The sequence below is a fragment of the Enterococcus sp. E5-162 genome (assembly GCF_035725965.1).
GTDB classification, from domain to species: Bacteria; Bacillota; Bacilli; order Lactobacillales; family Enterococcaceae; genus Enterococcus_B; species Enterococcus_B lactis.
This window is the reverse complement of the sequence record NZ_JAPRFV010000002.1, coordinates 180,737-197,619: the sequence shown is the minus strand read 5'-3', so window position 1 is coordinate 197,619 and position 16,883 is coordinate 180,737. Positions and strand designations below refer to the sequence as shown.

The following is a 16,883-nucleotide window of genomic DNA, read 5'->3' as shown; positions in this document are numbered from 1 at the left end:
AAACGTGTTACAATACTGCTGTATAAAAGTGAGGTGAATCGATATGTTACCATTCTTTATTTACTGGGGCGTTATTCTGGCTTGCATCGCCTGGTTAGCGTTAAGTGTTTATTTCTCTGTTTTTTACCTTGTACGCAAAGAAAACGGAAATCTTTGGGCTTTTGCTTTATTCAACGTGATTGCCGCAATTGTTTTAGCCATTACATTAGCCGTTTATCGAACATGGGGCTGGGGAATCACCCAATACTCAAGTTTGATTTATCTAATATTAGCCATTTACGGTGTCGTTGTTCTTTTGCAAGCGATCCTAGGACGTGAGCCAAAGAAAGCGGCTGCTTAAATAATCGAGGTGGAACTGGATGCAGGAAATTTTCTGTTTCAGTTCTTTTTTTATTGTGTTACATACATTTTTGTGTATAATTATACTATCGTTTGCAATAGATAGATGATTCACATTTTGATTGTTTTTTCGGTAAAAGTAAAGATTTCTATATTTATCAGTATTTTTCAAAAAACAGCAGTTATAGATTGACAAAGCCTCTCGAGTATCGTAAACTTTTTTTGTATAAATAACTGAATACGAGATGCCTCAATCAATGAGGTAGAGGTCGCGAGAATCATTAACCCTGTGGAGTGAAGCAAACATGGAGAAGCAGGAATAGGGAGGATCGCCGAAATGTACACTTTTTTGCTTGAAGTGTATGTTGGGACGCAAGTTAAGAGCTTGCGGACTGTCTTAGCAGTGATGCTAAGTTGCGCTATGTTTTGTGAGAGGTTTATCACCTTATGGAATTTTAGCGGCCTTTTTATATCTATAAATCGGTCGCTTTTTATTTTTTCAGATAAAGCTTTACCGCATTTCATCTAGACCGCTCGTGTATCATATAATCAGAAAGGGAGAAAAAAATGAAAAAAAATATGGTTTCAGTTGCCGTACTATTTGCTTTTGTCTTCTCACTATTCAGTGTGGGATCTTTGGCAAATGCAGATGAAAAAACACCGAGCGATGAGTTTCGCGTAGGTATGGAGGCTGGGTATGCACCCTTCAACTGGTCTCAACAAACAGACGAGAATAACGCCTTGCCAATCCAAGGCCAAAATAGTTACGCCGGCGGTTATGATGTTCAAATCGCTAAAAAAGTAGCAGATGGTTTAGGGAAAAAATTAGTCATCGTCCAAACAAAATGGGATGGTCTGGCTCCTGCCCTTCAATCAGGCAAGATCGATGCGATCATCGCCGGAATGAGCCCTACTGCTGAACGACGAAAAGAAATTGATTTTACCGATCCATATTATGAATCACAATTAGTAGTAGTAGTCCAGAAAGATGGCAAATACGCAAAAGCAAAAAGTTTAGCAGATCTTTCTGGAGCAAAGATTACTGCTCAGTTAAATACCTTCCATTATACTGTGATCGATCAGATACCGGATGTGCAGAAACAACAAGCAATGGATAATTTCTCAGCCATGAGAACAGCGTTAGCTTCTGGAATGATCGATGGTTATGTCAGCGAACGTCCGGAAGGTGTAACGGCAACTAGTGTGAACAAAGACTTGGAAATGCTCGAATTCAGTGGTGCAGATGGCTTCCAGACAAACCCGGAAGATGTTCAGATTTCTGTTGGTATGCGTAAAGGCGACCCAGATATCCAAAAAGTAAACCAGATTCTTTCTGGCATCTCTAACGATGAACGAACAAAAATCATGGACCAAGCAGTCAAAGATCAGCCTGCTGCAACTGATAGTGAAGAAAAACCCGGCATCATTTCTGACTTCACTACGATTTGGAAACAATACGGCAATATGTTCTTACGAGGTGCTGGACTTACCTTGTTCATCGCATTGATCGGGACAGTTGTCGGTACCACACTTGGATTACTGATTGGTGTCTTCCGTTCGGTACCTGAATCAGGAAATGCACTGACTCGCTTCTTCCAAAAAATCGGAAATGCACTTCTATCTATCTATGTCGAAATATTCCGCGGAACACCGATGATGGTACAAGCAATGGTCATCTTCTACGGCCTAGCACTCGCTTTTGGTATTTCGTTGAATCGAACGATTGCCGCTTTGTTTATCGTCTCTCTCAATACTGGAGCTTACATGACAGAAATCGTCCGTGGGGGAATTTTTGCAGTAGATGAAGGACAGTTCGAAGCTGCGCAAGCCATTGGTATGACCCATGGCCAAACGATGAGAAAAGTTGTTATTCCACAAGTTTTACGGAATATTTTGCCGGCAACGGGGAATGAATTTGTTATCAATATCAAAGATACAGCCGTTTTAAGTGTAATCGGCGTAGCTGACTTGTTCTTCCAGGGGAACTCTGCTTCCGGTGCGAATTTCCAATTCTTCCAAACATTTACGATCGTCGGGATCATCTACTTAGTCATGACCTTTACGATCACCAGAATCCTGCGTGCGGTAGAAAAGAAAATCGATGGACCTTCTGCTTACACAAAGCTTGAAGAAATCGACAATTCAAATTTGCAGGAATAAGGAGGAAGAATCATGAGTGAAAAAATTATTGAAATCAACCATCTAAGAAAAAGCTTCGGTGAAAATGAAGTATTGAAAGATATCAGCGTGACAGTCAACAAAGGTGAAGTTGTGACGATCATCGGTTCTTCTGGTTCTGGTAAATCTACTTTCTTGCGCTGTATCAATTTGCTAGAAAAACCAACAGGCGGCGAGATCATTTATAATGGAGAAAATGTATTAGCTCCTAAATATAATTTACCTAAATATCGAACAAATCTAGGTATGGTTTTCCAATCCTTCAATCTCTTCAATAATATGAACGTCTTGGAAAACTGTATGTCTGGACAAACAACTGTCCTGAAACGAGATAAAGAAACTGCCAAAAAAGTAGCAATCGAAAATCTGGAAAAAGTTGGTATGGATCGTTATGTCGAAGCTAAACCAGCACAATTGTCTGGCGGGCAGAAGCAGCGTGTCGCAATTGCTCGGGCATTATCGATGAATCCAGATGTATTGTTATTCGATGAACCTACTTCGGCGTTAGACCCTGAAATGGTTGGTGAAGTGCTTAATACGATCAAAGACTTAGCACATACTGGCTTGACGATGCTTATCGTGACGCATGAGATGGAATTTGCAAAAGATGTATCTGACCGTGTCATTTTTATGGATAAAGGTGTGATTGCAGAAGAAGGTACACCAGAAGATATCTTTGTCCATCCGAAAGAAGAACGTACAAAAGAATTCCTTTCACGTATTTTAAATGCTTAGGATCAATCGCCGATTGGGACAGAGAGCTGCGGCGTTTACCGCAGTTCTTTTTTTGCGCCTACTCATAAATAGTAAATTTCTGAAAATTTTGGAATCTTAGTTGTGTTTTTCAGAAAACTCTCTTAATATGGAAGTAATATAAACTTTTTTAGTTAGGATGATTTAAAAATGAATGAAGAGCAAGAACTGCAGCGTGGACTGAAAAATAGACATGTCCAACTGATTTCTATTGGCGGAGCGATTGGAACGGGGCTGTTTTTAGGCTCCGGAAAGTCTATCCAGCTAGCTGGCCCTTCGATATTGCTCGCCTATCTCATCACTGGATGTATCTGTTTTTTCATTATGCGTGCGTTAGGCGAACTTCTGTTATCAAACACTAATAACCATTCTTTTCTGGATTTTGTTGCAGAATATCTTGGCAAAAAAGCGGCTTTCATCACTGGTTGGACGTATTGGTTCTGCTGGGTATCGATTGCAATGGCAGATTTAACAGCCATTGGGATGTATGTACGCTACTGGGCACCTGGTGTTCCTCAGTGGCTTCCTGAACTGATTGCATTAGGTCTTCTTCTTTGCTTGAATATGGTGGCTGTATCATTGTTTGGTGAGTTAGAGTTTTGGTTTGCCTTGATCAAGGTTGTAGCGATCATTGCCTTTATCCTCGTAGGTGCTTATATGATCCTCACCCACTATACGACAGATATTGGCACAGCCAGCATCACGAATCTATGGTCTCATGGCGGATTCTTTCCGACTGGTGCTAAAGGATTCATCTTGGCTTTCCAAATGGTGACCTTTGCTTTTGCTGGGATCGAATTAGTTGGATTAGTCGCTGGGGAAACAGAAAATCCTGAAAAAGTATTGCCGGAAGCTATCAATAATATTCCTATCCGGATCATCTTATTTTACTTAGGCTCTCTTTTTGTCATTATGGCCATCTATCCATGGAATAGCTTGAATCCAGATAATAGTCCATTTGTAGAGGTATTTTCGGAAATTGGGATCACGATTGCTGCATCCTTGATCAATCTAGTCGTATTAAGTGCAGCAGCTTCTGCCTGCAACAGCGCCATATACAGTACAGGACGTATGCTTCGTTCTTTAGCACAAGAAGGAAGTGCTCCTAAAAAATTCAAAAAGTTAACAACACATCATGTTCCAGGGAATGCTTTGACATTTTCTACGATCGTCATTTTCATTTCGGTTATCTTGAATTACGTGATGCCTAGTGAAGTATTCACACTCGTAAGCAGTATTGCCACTACTTGTTTCTTGTTTATTTGGAGTATGCTTGTCTACACGCATATGAAATATCGTAAAAGTATCATCGGCAAAAAAGCTCATTCATTTAAAATGCCGCTGTACCCATTGAGTAATTATTTGGTCTTTCTTTATATGGCCTTTGTGTGTGTCGTCTTGTTCCTAGGAAAAGATACGAGAATCGCTTTATTACTGACACCTGTGTGGTTCTTGCTTCTCTTACTGATCTATCATATGAAATATGAACGTAAGAAGTAAGAAAGAGGTTGTGAGCCTGCCGTTTCACTATGAGTCACAAGGATCAATTTCAAAAAAACAGCTTCTCATGTTTGTTGAATATTGTGACTTGTGACCGAGGAGGTGGCAGGAGAACACCGTTTATTCGGAAAAAGGGCTGTGACAATATTTTTGTCACAGCTCTTTTTATTTCCCCGGAAACAACCGCTGATAATAGGCATCTGCTTTTTTATAGGAAAAAATCCAAATACCAGATACGAAAAAACGTCCGAATAACCCAATCATCGGTACAAAAAAGATACCGGCAATCAAACATAAGTTAATAAACATGGAGATAAAACTTCGATGGTCCTTTGACAAAACTCTCACGACATGGGAATCTGGTTTATTTGCTTTCATGATTTGCCTCATCAATATACCAAAAGAAAAACTCCACATCGTGTATACTAAGACATAAGCCATCTCAGGCCAAAAAGCTTCAGGGTTACGCCCGACCCAACTAGTAACGGAAGGACATAAAGTCAGCCAGAAGAGCCAAAAGATATTCGACCAGACCACTCGGTAATTGATGCGTTCTGCCATCTGGAATATACGATGATGGTTCACCCAGATTACCGCAACAAATATAAAACTGATTGCATAAGCTAATAATGTATTTCGGATGGCCCATAAAGAATGGATACCAGATGGATCAGGAATCTTGATGTCTAATACAAGAACTGTCAAAACGATGGCCACTACTCCATCAGTAAATGCTTCTAATCTCGACTTTGTCACGATGTTTCCTCCTCAGATGATTCAGCGCTTTTATTTTATCACTTGTGTTATTAAATAACCATCGTTTTATATAGGTAATTTTCTGAAAATTGTTGCATATTTTTCGAAATTTTGTTACTTTTAAAAAAACCGTAAAGGAGTTATGTATGACAAAAAAATTATCATTTAAAGACTATCTTTTTATAGGCTCCATGCTTTTCGGTCTATTTTTTGGTGCTGGAAATCTTATCTTTCCCGTTCATTTGGGTCAAGAAGCAGGTGCTGCTACCTTTTGGGCGAATCTAGGTTTCTTGGTTACCGGTATCGGTCTTCCCTTCTTAGGAGTGATTGCCATTGGTGTATCGAAAAGCTCAGGTGTATATGAATTAGCAAAACGGATAAATCAAACATATGCGATGGTTTTTACCATCTTGCTTTACTTAGTTATCGGACCGTTTTTTGCTTTACCTCGCCTTGCAACCACATCTTTCGAGATTGGTTTAGCACCATTTATCGATCCTAGCAGACAGACGCTATATCTAGCAATTTTCAGTATTGTATTTTTTGTGCTGGCTTGGTGGTTTTCAAGAAAACCGACAAAGATATTAGATTATGTTGGAAAATTCCTGAATCCTGCATTTTTGGCTTTATTAGGGGCATTGCTTCTCCTTGCTTTTTTGAATCCACTAGGCTCTGTCAATCAAGCGCCTATTCAGCCAAATTACCAAGACCATGCTTTTTTCACAGGATTTACTCAAGGATATAACACATTAGATGCGCTTGCTGCTTTAGCATTTGGAATCATCATCGTTACGACGATCCAAAACATGGGTGTAACAAAACCTGCTGAAATTGCTAAAGACACGATCAAATCTGGTGCGATCAGCATTATATTGATGGGAATCATTTATACTTTGCTCGCTTATTTAGGTGCTATGAGCTTAGGTAGCTTTGCTCTAAGTGAAAATGGCGGAATCACGCTGGCTCAGATTGCTGATCATTATTTAGGCACTTATGGTAGTATCTTATTAGCATTCATCGTTATATTAGCTTGTTTGAAGACTGGTATTGGTTTGATTACAGCTTTTGCAGAAACATTCACAGATTTGTTCCCGCAAAGAAATTACGCCTTTTTTGTTGCACTTGCCAGTATCCTTCCCTGTTTAGCGGCAAATGTTGGCTTGACGAATATCATTCAATTTTCATTGCCTGTTTTGATGTTCATCTATCCATTAGCAATGACATTGATTCTGTTAGTGTTGGTTGGTCCTTTGTTTAAGCAGCGTACAGCTGTTTATCGGATGACTACCTATTTTACGTTGATTGCTTCGATTTTTGATGGGTTGAATGCCTGCCCAGAATCTATCAAGCAAACCCCTATCGTTCAAAATCTTTTACATGTTGCGGAAAGCTACTTGCCGTTTTTCAAATTGGGGATGGGGTGGATCGTACCAGCAGTTATCGGTTTTGTTATCGGACTGATTTGGAGTTTCGCTAAGAAAGAAGAAGTAGCGGATTGATAAAAGAGATTGTCTCTTGAACACTTTTTAAGAAAGAGTTTGCGAAAAAGCTCTCACAAAAATTGCGACGAGTAATCGCAGGATCAATAAAAAGCAAAAGGTCTGTGACAAAAGTCTTGTCACAGACCTTTTTTTCCGAATAAACGGTGTTCCAGAAGTAGCTTCTTCGAAAAATAAGCCGATATTTTACAAAAATTTGAGAAGCAATTTTCGTCAATTCCTTCTTATTTCTTGAAGCTGACCACTTCAGTCACAACCTCTTTTTTATAAATAAAGTTATTTTTACATAATAAAAAAGCAAACATTAAATAACTTTAATTCCAAAACAAATAAATTCCTCCCTTCTTTTTCTTTATCAGTTACGCGAACGATTATGCATCCAAAACAAACGATTATTTGACATAACTACTGTCTTCCATGAGAATACACGAAGGAAACACCAATAATATAAAAAACATTTTTTTAAATTGATTTTTTCTATTACGCCTTGTATTCTTTTGTTTTTTCAAGAATAATTAAATGTGTAAGCGAATACGAATGAACGGAGGTGCAAAAGACCCCCTTGTCGATCAGCCGCACGTGTTCTTGAAAGGAGAAAACATGAAAAAACTCACTCATTTGTTTTTTGTTGTGTTGACACTTCTGCCATTTGCTGCCACGCCTATCCAAACGCACGCCCAAGAAACGTATACGATTAAAGCAGAACAACATGCGACGACCGAAGTTGTTCCTGAACTCCCGTCTATCTCTCGTATCCCTGTCACTACCCTAGAACCAGATCCGCACAACGCAGCATTGGTTCCTTTAATCGGTGGCGTCAGTTTCTCCTCTTTCCTCTCTCCTTTTTCTGCTGTTGGTGCTACATTAAGTTCTGCATTGGTTTCCCTCCCTGCTTCTGCTACAGTAGTTTCTGCTATCCTAGGAGCAGGACTTGGTTATATAGTTTTTACCAATTAGGTTCCTCCTTAGGCGTCGCCACTGCAGACTTACTCAAAACGAATGCGAGCTTGTATGAATTATCTTCCAATAATCCTGCCCTGCAACAAGAATTGGCCGCTTTTGCCACTTCGGGAATTGATTCTACTACTAGTACCTATAATTTCTCGCAAGGTCTGCAAAAAAGATACGCGCAAGATGTGACCAGTCATGCATTGATGCGGGAATATTTGACAGGAACAACGGATCATGGTGCTTATCGCTTTTCGATCAATGACCATCCGGCTTTTCGTAAACTGATCTCTTATGGTTCTCTTTCTACTGAAACGGCTCGGACTGGCGTAATCGGACGTGATGCCTCGGTAGCTGATCGAATGTTCATCGAAGATCAATTCTTCTTGCTGGAAATGGTTCGTGTCAAGGTTTGTCTACAGTCTGATGGCATGTTATGCATGCCTTTTTAGTCAGTTATAGAAGATATACTAAAAAAAGCAAGCGATAATGCGGTTTTATTTTTTAAGGTTCTGATCATATAATTTTTTAATGAAAAGACGGAGGATTAAATCAAATGAAAAATAAATGGACAGTGTTGATTTGTGCAACTATTTTATCAACTTGGACGATTCCTACACAAAATGCCCTCGCGGAAGAAGCAGGGAATAATGCAACTTATGACACTACGCAACAAACAGTAACTAGCAATAGTTCTAGCGAAGAGCAAACAGCAATTGTAAATGGAGAAGAAGTAAAATTAGAAGCGCCAGTGAAAGAAGGACAGTCTGAAGCTGAAGCGACTCAAGCACCAAAAGAAGAGTTACAACAAGATCAAATGAGTCGGTTTGCTCGTAGTGCAGTAAGAACAATACCTATGTATCGCATGTATAATCCAAATAGCGGAGAACACTTCTACACTCAAGATACTGGAGAACGAGATAATCTAAGAAGAATTGGTTGGAATTACGAAGGTATTGGTTGGCAAGCTCCAACAAGTGACGATCCAGTTTATCGTCTATACAATCGTTACAACGGCGAACATTTCTACACGCTGAATGCCGCTGAACGTGACAATATCACGAAATACGGATGGAAGTATGAAGGTATCGGTTGGTACTCTTATACAGGACCAAATGGTAAGTCTATTAGATAACAATATAATCCCTAAAAAAAACTACAGTGTATTTAATTTATGTCGCAATATAATTAAATATACTGTATTATTTGTAATGAAAACGAATATTTATAGAAAAAGTGAAGAAAAGAAATGCAATAGAGTTAAATAACATTATTATTTTTTGACTGTTTAAAGTGGTAGTAATAAATGGGTGCATATTTTATGTTAGGGAAGGTGGATCGTGTTGATAACTATTATCTTATTATCTGTCCAATATTTTTTGATGTGTAGTTTAAGTTTTAGAATACTTCGAGAAAAAAATAGAAAATTTATTGTTTTAAGTGTGATTAGTGCTGTAATTTTTTCACTTGTGTACTTACAGTTCGAATTATTTGCAACTGGTCTTTTGTGGGTCTATTTAATTGCAATGAACTTTTTTGTTGCCAAATCAACGGTACATAAATCTTTGATTTCAAGTAGTTCTGCAATTCTCATTGTTATATTTTCTGACTATCTAACTTTATTTATCAATCCTATGTTCAATGTAAATGTAGGAGAATATACCCGATTTTTTTATACGGTTATTGTAGCTTTATTACTTTCTTTTGCTTTTAGAAAGCTTGTAAATACGACTTCTTTGTTTGAGAATGATTTGTACATGCCGATGATTTCATTAATTGCAACAGGAACGTTTCTCATACACTTTATCGTAATTACGATGGAGCGCCATGTTACAAATCAACGAGAAATGGAAATGATCAATAGTTACTTCGTCATCGTGTATTCTCTTTTATCTCTTTTTTCTGCTTCAATTTTTGTTTTCAGTGCAAGAAAGTATTATAAAAATAAGGAAATTGAGAATTATTTACACTATCTTAAACAATATGCGACTGACATTGAAAAAAAGTATAGTGACCTTCGAGCATTTAAACACGATTATAAGAATATGTTAATTTCAATGGGAAATTATATCGAGCGAGGTAATCTTGAAGAACTTACGAAATACTTTAAACAGAATATTTTGGAAACATCAAAAACAATTTTTGATAATTCATTAGAACTATCGGAGTTAGGAAATCTAAAGGTAGTTTCTTTAAAGAGCATTTTTTTATCTAAACTCAATTCAGTGGATACAAAAAGAACTAAGGTATCAATTTTTGTTTTTAATGAAGTCGATTCTGTTGCAGTTGATGAATTAGTTTTAGTTCGCTCTCTTGGCATTATTTTAGATAATGCTGTAGAAGCAACCCGAATGGCGAAATCTGAAGGGTTTATTGAATGTGCCATTTTAAAAGATATGGGAAGTGTAAGTTTTATTATCTCAAACTCGGTATCTGAAAATTTACCACCTCTTCACCAGTTGAAGGTTTCAGGGTATTCAACAAAAGGATCGAATAGAGGTTTGGGTTTATCTAACCTTGATTCTATTGTTGCACACGAAGCCCATTTATCCCTAGAAACATCTATTCAGGACAATAAGTTTTGTCAAATTTTAACTGTTAATTAAGAAGGAGAATACAAATGCTAAAGATATTTATTTGCGAGGATAATAAGGATCAACGGCAATCAATTGAACGTATTGTAAAGAATTATTTGATGATGGTAGATTTAGATGCTCGATTAGAACTTTCTACTGATCTTCCAAACGATATTCTAAAGTGGAGAACGCAGGAACAACATGATTATTTATTTTTACTAGATATTGAACTAAATCATGAAATGAATGGGATAATCTTAGCATCTCAGTTAAGAGAAAGTTATCCGCATGCAAAAATTGTTTTCATCACTAGCCATACTGAGATGGCGTTTCTTTCTTTTTTGCATAAAGTTGAAGCTTTAGACTTCATTCAGAAAAAGAGTGAAGAGGAACTTAAACCAAAGATAATCGAAGTAATAAATACTACCGTTGATCGGATTAGTAAGTTTTCTCCTGATAAACGAGAATTTATCCTGATACGCAGTAATTACACAGACATCAAGCTTGTAATAGATGACATTTTATTTTTTGAAACAACACCTGTAGCTCATAAATTGAGTGTTCATTTGCTTAATCGGCAATTAGAATTTTATGCAAATATCAAGGACATTTCTGCTTACAACAGTGCATTTTATCGTTGTCACCAGTCTACTGTGGTTAATATTAACAATATTGAAGTAGTCAATACTAAAACAAAATTAATTCAAATGATTGATGGACAAAAATGTAATGTATCAGTACGTTATCTAAAAGGGTTACTATTTAAATTAAAAGAGAAGCAAAAAACATTATCTTAACACTTATGAAATGAAAACCGTTTCTTTTGAAAGTTTCGTTGTCGATTCAATTTCTGTATTATCATTGTTTTTGTAAGAGAGGAGCAATCCAATGGGAAATAGTATCGAAGAGAGATTATCTGATTTGCTTTTAAAAAAAATGGTAAACTATTTTGAATTCTCTAGAGAAGATTCTCTCAAAATTAATTATGGATTGACAATTCTAATTGTTAATTTATCTAAAGCGCTCGCCATATATCTAAGTGCTATTATTTTCGGGGTGTTTTTGGAAACGCTTTTATCTCATGTTACTTTTTGCATTTTGAGACATAATAACTATGGATTTCATTTTGAAAACAGCTTGATATGTACTCTCTTTGGGATTTTTAGTTTCCCTATCTCAGCTGTTCTTTTAAACTGGATGAATTTTAGGTTCTCTTTATTGGGGTTGGTTATTGTGTCGATTACTTTCATCGCTGTGACATGGCGGTTTGCTCCTTCATATACTAAATACGTTGGTAAGGATGTAGGAAATCACAGTCGCATAAAACCTCTCTTAACAACTATCAATATTCTAATTCTTTGTGTTTTATCACCTTTTACAGACCTAACGGTATTCATGGTTTGGGGAGTTTTTATCAGTAACTTATTGGTATTACTTAATGAATTAAAGAGGAGGTATCGTGTTGGTAAAAGTTTTAAAGTTGAATAGAGTTCTTTTAGGATGTTTAGCAACTCTAGCACTAAGTATTTTCAGTCATTCAATTCAAAATTGCTGTTTTTTAGCGACTTATGAACCTGATATGCCTGACGAGTTAAAAGAGATAGTTAAATAGACATAGGTTAAACGACAATTTATCAGAAGCAAAGATAATCTGTTAAAAAACTAGGTTGTTTTCTGAGCTTGTGTTCTATTTTATTAAATATTTATTCTTTATCAAATACTATTTTTTAGGATAATACTGAGGTGAAAAGAGGAATAAAAAAGAAATTTCTAGTCCTGAGATTTAGTTAAAAATTATATAATGAAGAGGTGTACTTATGTTAAAAACTGTGTCGAAAATTGTTGTTGCTACACTGGGTGTTTCTATTATTGGATCGACAGTTGTTCCAACTGTAACTGCTTCAGCGGCAGAGGTTCCAACATCCACTGCTACGACTACAAATTCAACTACATTACCGGTAACATTGAACCAAACATTGGGAGCATCTTCTATTTTAGATCAAAATGATTTTCAAAATTTTGAAATTATAGGAATTGACGAGAATGGAAATGAACATATTCTTGACCCAAACAGTCCTAATCTTCGATATACTTCGTCAATTATCTATATTGGTGTTAAAATAAGATATACATCAACAGCAGATGGTAAAAATTTAATTGCAATGTTTAATAAAACTTATGGAATGGGAGCAATTGGAGATGCAATAGCAATCTTTTCAAGCGCTCTAGGTGGAATACCTGGTAGTATTGTTGGCGGTTTTGTAGGACTTGGCTTCAATGGCTTTAGAAGTCGTTGTAAAGAATCCATTACAGCTGTTCAGGCGCATCCTTCAGGTGGTGCAATTTATATGTATTTAGATCATGTAACTTGGAAAGCTTCCTAATTAATCGGTGCATTTAAAGAGAGGGTGTTTAGCGATGGCTAATAATAAGAAAAAGAGATATATAGGGTTGATTGGACTATATGTTCTTTTGGTAATAGCATCTTCTCTAATACAGCAAATTAAGTATTATGGTTTGATTGCGTGGATTCTAATTGTCGTAACTATCCTATTAGTGATTGTTTTGTGGACATGTTTGCTACGCAAAAATATCGTAAATGTAACATGGAAAAGTATGACGTATGATCCGCAATCTCATAGGAGCGAACGAATATTTTTGTGCAGTCTTGTTACATTAGTTTCACCTATACTTAGATTTCATGATATAACTTCTTACGATGTTATACTTTCAGTTATAGCGCTATTAGTTGCTGTTATTGGGTTCACATTAAATGAGCGACATCTAAGTAAAAAAAATGATTTTAGATAGTTTTAAGAAGTAAGTAAAAGAAATAAATCAAAAGGGTCAGAAACTTAAAAGTTTTTGCCCCCTTTTTTATTTCTCATTTCACAGCTCTTTTAGTAGCACAATTAATTAGGTCAGAAAGTTACTTTTTTAAAGGTCAACGGAGCATGCCTTGTTGGGCTTTTTGATTCTCTACAAATATAGACTGTATTAAAGGTCAATTAGACTGTGCAAGATAGAGTCGCTTGAAAAATTTATTGGGTCAAAAACTTTTAAGTTTTTGATCTCTATTTTTTATTCATTATATTACTTAGCTAGAAATAAATTATCTACAGAGAAAAATAAACAATACATTCCTTCAGGAAAAGTGTATCTGTCACCTATAATCGACTGTTTTGACGGTGCGGTTATCAGTTGGACTATAAGTACAAAACCGAATGCTGAAATGGTCAATTCTATGTTAGACAACGCCGTGGCTACTTTGAGTCCAGGGAACTCTCCTATTGTTCATTCTGATCGTGGGGCAGCACATTATCGCTGGCCAGGATGGATTGAACGAATGAAACAAGGCAATTTAATTCGTTCAATGTCAAAGAAAGAATATTCTCCAGACAATTCAGCCTGTGAAGGATTTTTGGGTCGTCTTAAAAATGAATTTTTTTATGGTCATGATTGGAAATTGGTCTCTATTGATCAATTCATCGCTGAGTTAGACGAGTATATTCTTTGGTACAATCAGAAACAAATCAAATGCTCGCTGGTTGGACTTAGCTCGATAGATTATCGTAAACAGTTAGGTATTTTATAGAATAAAGGTGCAAGAAAACGTCCGCATCCCCTTTTCTACATTTTAACTTGGCCGTTTACAACATCTTCTCGTAGATAAGTTTAATTTATTTCTGTCTTTACGAAAAGATGTTTAAGATATGATACTAACATCACTAATATATTTCTATCAAGAAAATTTATCAGTATATTTGATGTAGTTTATTCTATTCCAATGGATATAGTTCCTCAAGTCGATTAGAAAGAATCATTGTATAATGAGGATTTAAGGGAGAAATCGGTTTGTAAGAAGCTTTTTTCTATCACTCTATTAACTAAATTTTATTAATAAATCAAATTAATCAGGGCACAATACTCGTAGTAAATTTAGAAAATGAGCTAACGATTGAACAGTTATTTGAAAATTACACTGACGAAAGAAATCACATGGTAATTCAAAAATTTATATGAAGTAATTCAATCCAATACCAGTGTAGCATCGAAAACAGTAAATCGCTTTCTTTTTTCGTCATACACTGACCACACATAAGCGCCATCCCAATAACGACCATTATTATAATAATTCGTAAATTCATTATTCCAAAGGTAAATGTGCAGATGATCTTTATCTGGGAAAAGACGATCATTCAACTGGTTAAATTCTTCTTCCGTTCCTGCCGCTCCTTGAGGTGCATTAAGAAAAGAAGTCCGATAGATACCATCCTCAGCCCATAATGCTTTAGGGGTGACTCTTTTCGCCTTCATCATTTCTTTATTCACATAAATAGGGTACTCTTTCATCTTGTCAAAAAATCGGATATCCGTATAGTTGATTTTTTCTTCGTTAAGCTCATGAAATTTACGAGCATATGCTTCATGATCTATTTTCATAGGATTTCTATCACTCCACATCAGACGCAGACACTCTCGAAACCTGTTTGAGCAATTAAGAAATTCTAAAACTGCTTCCTGATGACTGTTTATCCCACTATACTTTTCCTCTTTTAAAAAAACATAATGGAATGGAGTCCAATCATGTCTTAAGTATAAACTAACAGTTTCTTTTTCTAATAATTCCATCTTCTCTCTCCTTTTGTTCTTCTAACGGCACTCCTGATACACTAACAAATCTGACCCTTTCATCTGCTACGTCAATACATGTTTCTCTCGAATTTTATCTATCCATTTTTATTTTATCGCAACTATCAAGGCTTCTATTCCTATTATTTCTTTTTGAAGAAAAGATAGTTCTTGACTCATGGGAATCGCTTGATTTGTAAAAAAAGGTTGTGAAATCAGCGCCTTGGCTTAAGTATTAGAAAAGCAAAACAGCAAAATATAAGGAGCTATTTTACCGTTTTTTGCACTAATACCAAAGGGTAGCTGATTGCACAACGTATCTTTTTATAGTATAAAATTTTAGACAAATACATGATATAAAAATAAATTTCGCAAAAAAACTTAACAACTTTCGAAAACTTTCGTCACAAAATATTCACAACTAATGACTATTATATAAGCATACCAACAAACAACCCTAACAACACTTTTTCATTTTTAACTCCTTATCCTGCTAGCTCCCCGGCTAGCAGGACCTTTTTTTATCAAAAAAACTTGTCCCATACAATCGATTCAACTAATCAACCGAATGCTCTCATGCTGTGATACTCATCGTAAAACGTTTCGTTTTATCGATATCCGCTTAAAGCATTCGGTTATTTTTGATTAGTAATGATTGATGGTACAAGCTCATACGTGCTTTTCTATCTGGTATAAATTATTTTGATAACCGTTCCTGTTCTCCTGCTGGCGAAAGGATTGTTATTTTTTCAATTTGTTCTACGGGAACCATGCGGATCTGCTGCTCTTCGTTTTGTAGGCGGATCATTACTCGGTCTTTTTCGACCGTTTTTGTCGCCACCCAACCTGAGATCGTTTCATACTTGCTACTCAAACGATTCGCTCTTACTTGTAAGATAACTAAACTATGTTCAGTCGCAGCTTTTTGCAGCTCAAGAATAAACTTTCCTTGCAATCGTACATTCTTAGCATGTTCTTCAGTGTCATTTACAAAAGAATCAAAAAGTTGATACGAGGTATGAGTAACTAACTTCGTAAGCTTCTTCATTGGTGATACTGTCTCTTCGTTCATCGAATGCACTCCTCCTTTAGCTAAGAAAGTGTTACTTAATTAATCTTATTTTACCTAACATTTTACAAAAAAACAAGGAAATGCTCTAACATCTCTAAAAAAAGAAAGCGCTAATCTTAGAAATTGTTTGTTATTTTATTTTCATCCATCCAAATGTTCCACCAATGATCTAACCCTTCTGTGATCAATTGATATGTCTCATCAAAGTTATTGGTATAGTATGGATCAGGAACATTTTCTTTTTCTTTTCCAGGGATGCTACTTAAAAACAAATGGATTTTTTCCTGTGCTGAGCGTGGTGCTCTTCTTTTCAGTTCTTCTACATTTTCTTGATCCATGCCAATGATCCAATCAAAAGTTTCAAAATCGTGGGGTGTGATTTGACGAGCAACCATATTCGTCATATCTACATTTTCTTGGTTTAATATTTTTTTCGTTCCAGGGTGCGGTGTCTTTCCAACTTCATACGTACTTGTAGCAGCAGAATCCACAAAAAACTCTGCTTCCTTTCCTTCTGATGCTATTCGTTTCTTCAACAAGCCTTCTGCCATTGGTGAACGGCAAATATTTCCCAAACAAACAAATAAAATTTTTGTCATTTTCCCATCTCCTTTTAACGATCATGGCTTT

The 16,883-nt window shown here is 36.3% G+C and carries 17 protein-coding genes, 1 pseudogene and 1 riboswitch; of the genes and pseudogenes, 14 read left to right on the top strand and 4 right to left on the bottom strand.

What is annotated here, in order from left to right:
• Positions 1 to 43: 43 nt before the first annotated feature.
• The 4 genes from OZZ83_RS03105 (at position 44) to OZZ83_RS03090 (ending at position 4,770) form a co-directional block, all read left to right on the top strand.
• Positions 44 to 340: a hypothetical protein gene (locus OZZ83_RS03105; protein WP_002293448.1), complete on the top strand. Its 297-nt coding sequence runs from the start codon at positions 44 to 46 to the stop codon at positions 338 to 340.
• A gap of 254 nt (positions 341 to 594) precedes the next feature.
• Positions 595 to 769: riboswitch (Lysine riboswitch) on the top strand.
• Positions 770 to 906: 137 nt separating this feature from the next.
• Positions 907 to 2,499, top strand: coding sequence for an ABC transporter permease subunit (locus OZZ83_RS03100; RefSeq protein WP_002293447.1), 1,593 nt, complete (start codon positions 907 to 909; stop codon positions 2,497 to 2,499).
• 12 nt (positions 2,500 to 2,511) lie between these two features.
• Positions 2,512 to 3,252, top strand: a complete 741-nt coding sequence (locus tag OZZ83_RS03095) for an amino acid ABC transporter ATP-binding protein (protein ID WP_002293446.1) — start codon at positions 2,512 to 2,514, stop codon at positions 3,250 to 3,252.
• Positions 3,253 to 3,420: 168 nt separating this feature from the next.
• Complete coding sequence (locus OZZ83_RS03090) at positions 3,421 to 4,770, top strand: amino acid permease (protein WP_002293445.1); 1,350 nt, start codon at positions 3,421 to 3,423, stop codon at positions 4,768 to 4,770.
• Between the two features lie 165 nt (positions 4,771 to 4,935).
• Here OZZ83_RS03090 and OZZ83_RS03085 read toward each other — a convergent pair whose 3' ends face one another.
• Entirely contained in the window at positions 4,936 to 5,526 is a 591-nt protein-coding gene (locus OZZ83_RS03085) for a TMEM175 family protein (RefSeq protein ID WP_002312417.1), read from the bottom strand.
• A gap of 146 nt (positions 5,527 to 5,672) precedes the next feature.
• On the opposite strand from OZZ83_RS03085, the gene brnQ reads away from it, so the two are divergent.
• From brnQ to OZZ83_RS03035, 10 genes and pseudogenes are all read left to right on the top strand, one after another.
• Positions 5,673 to 7,025, top strand: a complete 1,353-nt coding sequence (gene brnQ, locus OZZ83_RS03080; protein ID WP_002344727.1) for a branched-chain amino acid transport system II carrier protein — start codon at positions 5,673 to 5,675, stop codon at positions 7,023 to 7,025.
• Between the two features lie 537 nt (positions 7,026 to 7,562).
• On the top strand, positions 7,563 to 7,982 hold the full coding sequence (locus OZZ83_RS03075) for a hypothetical protein (RefSeq protein WP_278023404.1): 420 nt from the start codon (positions 7,563 to 7,565) through the stop codon (positions 7,980 to 7,982).
• Positions 7,983 to 8,032: 50 nt separating this feature from the next.
• Entirely contained in the window at positions 8,033 to 8,425 is a 393-nt protein-coding gene (locus OZZ83_RS03070; protein WP_239657853.1) for a hypothetical protein, read from the top strand.
• Between the two features lie 104 nt (positions 8,426 to 8,529).
• Positions 8,530 to 9,108 (top strand): hypothetical protein, encoded by a 579-nt coding sequence (locus tag OZZ83_RS03065; protein WP_002309778.1) that lies wholly within the window; start codon positions 8,530 to 8,532, stop codon positions 9,106 to 9,108.
• A gap of 205 nt (positions 9,109 to 9,313) precedes the next feature.
• Positions 9,314 to 10,579: a GHKL domain-containing protein gene (locus tag OZZ83_RS03060; RefSeq protein WP_002309779.1), complete on the top strand. Its 1,266-nt coding sequence runs from the start codon at positions 9,314 to 9,316 to the stop codon at positions 10,577 to 10,579.
• A 14-nt stretch (positions 10,580 to 10,593) separates the two neighbouring features.
• A complete protein-coding gene (locus OZZ83_RS03055; protein WP_002309780.1) occupies positions 10,594 to 11,346 on the top strand; it encodes a LytR/AlgR family response regulator transcription factor in 753 nt (250 codons plus the stop codon).
• Positions 11,347 to 11,437: 91 nt separating this feature from the next.
• Positions 11,438 to 12,037 carry an accessory gene regulator B family protein gene (locus tag OZZ83_RS03050; RefSeq protein WP_002313964.1) on the top strand — a complete coding sequence of 200 codons (600 nt, stop codon included), beginning with the start codon at positions 11,438 to 11,440 and terminating at the stop codon, positions 12,035 to 12,037.
• On the top strand, positions 12,009 to 12,161 hold the full coding sequence (locus OZZ83_RS03045; RefSeq protein WP_002335130.1) for a cyclic lactone autoinducer peptide: 153 nt from the start codon (positions 12,009 to 12,011) through the stop codon (positions 12,159 to 12,161). The genes OZZ83_RS03050 and OZZ83_RS03045 overlap by 29 nt, the downstream gene beginning before the upstream one ends.
• Before the next feature lie 205 nt (positions 12,162 to 12,366).
• Complete coding sequence (locus tag OZZ83_RS03040; protein WP_002309782.1) at positions 12,367 to 12,933, top strand: hypothetical protein; 567 nt, start codon at positions 12,367 to 12,369, stop codon at positions 12,931 to 12,933.
• A gap of 755 nt (positions 12,934 to 13,688) precedes the next feature.
• Positions 13,689 to 14,144 (top strand): annotated as a pseudogene (locus tag OZZ83_RS03035) (transposase); the annotation flags it as partial.
• A 434-nt stretch (positions 14,145 to 14,578) separates the two neighbouring features.
• On the opposite strand, the gene OZZ83_RS03030 reads toward OZZ83_RS03035, so the two are convergent.
• The 3 genes from OZZ83_RS03030 to OZZ83_RS03020 all read right to left on the bottom strand — a co-directional run bounded on the left by OZZ83_RS03030 (position 14,579) and on the right by OZZ83_RS03020 (position 16,852).
• On the bottom strand, positions 14,579 to 15,181 hold the full coding sequence (locus OZZ83_RS03030) for a hypothetical protein (RefSeq protein ID WP_002313962.1): 603 nt from the start codon (positions 15,179 to 15,181) through the stop codon (positions 14,579 to 14,581).
• A gap of 697 nt (positions 15,182 to 15,878) precedes the next feature.
• Positions 15,879 to 16,253 (bottom strand): hypothetical protein, encoded by a 375-nt coding sequence (locus tag OZZ83_RS03025; RefSeq protein WP_002289815.1) that lies wholly within the window; start codon positions 16,251 to 16,253, stop codon positions 15,879 to 15,881.
• Positions 16,254 to 16,369: 116 nt separating this feature from the next.
• Positions 16,370 to 16,852: a low molecular weight protein-tyrosine-phosphatase gene (locus OZZ83_RS03020; protein WP_002309785.1), complete on the bottom strand. Its 483-nt coding sequence runs from the start codon at positions 16,850 to 16,852 to the stop codon at positions 16,370 to 16,372.
• Positions 16,853 to 16,883: the final 31 nt, after the last annotated feature.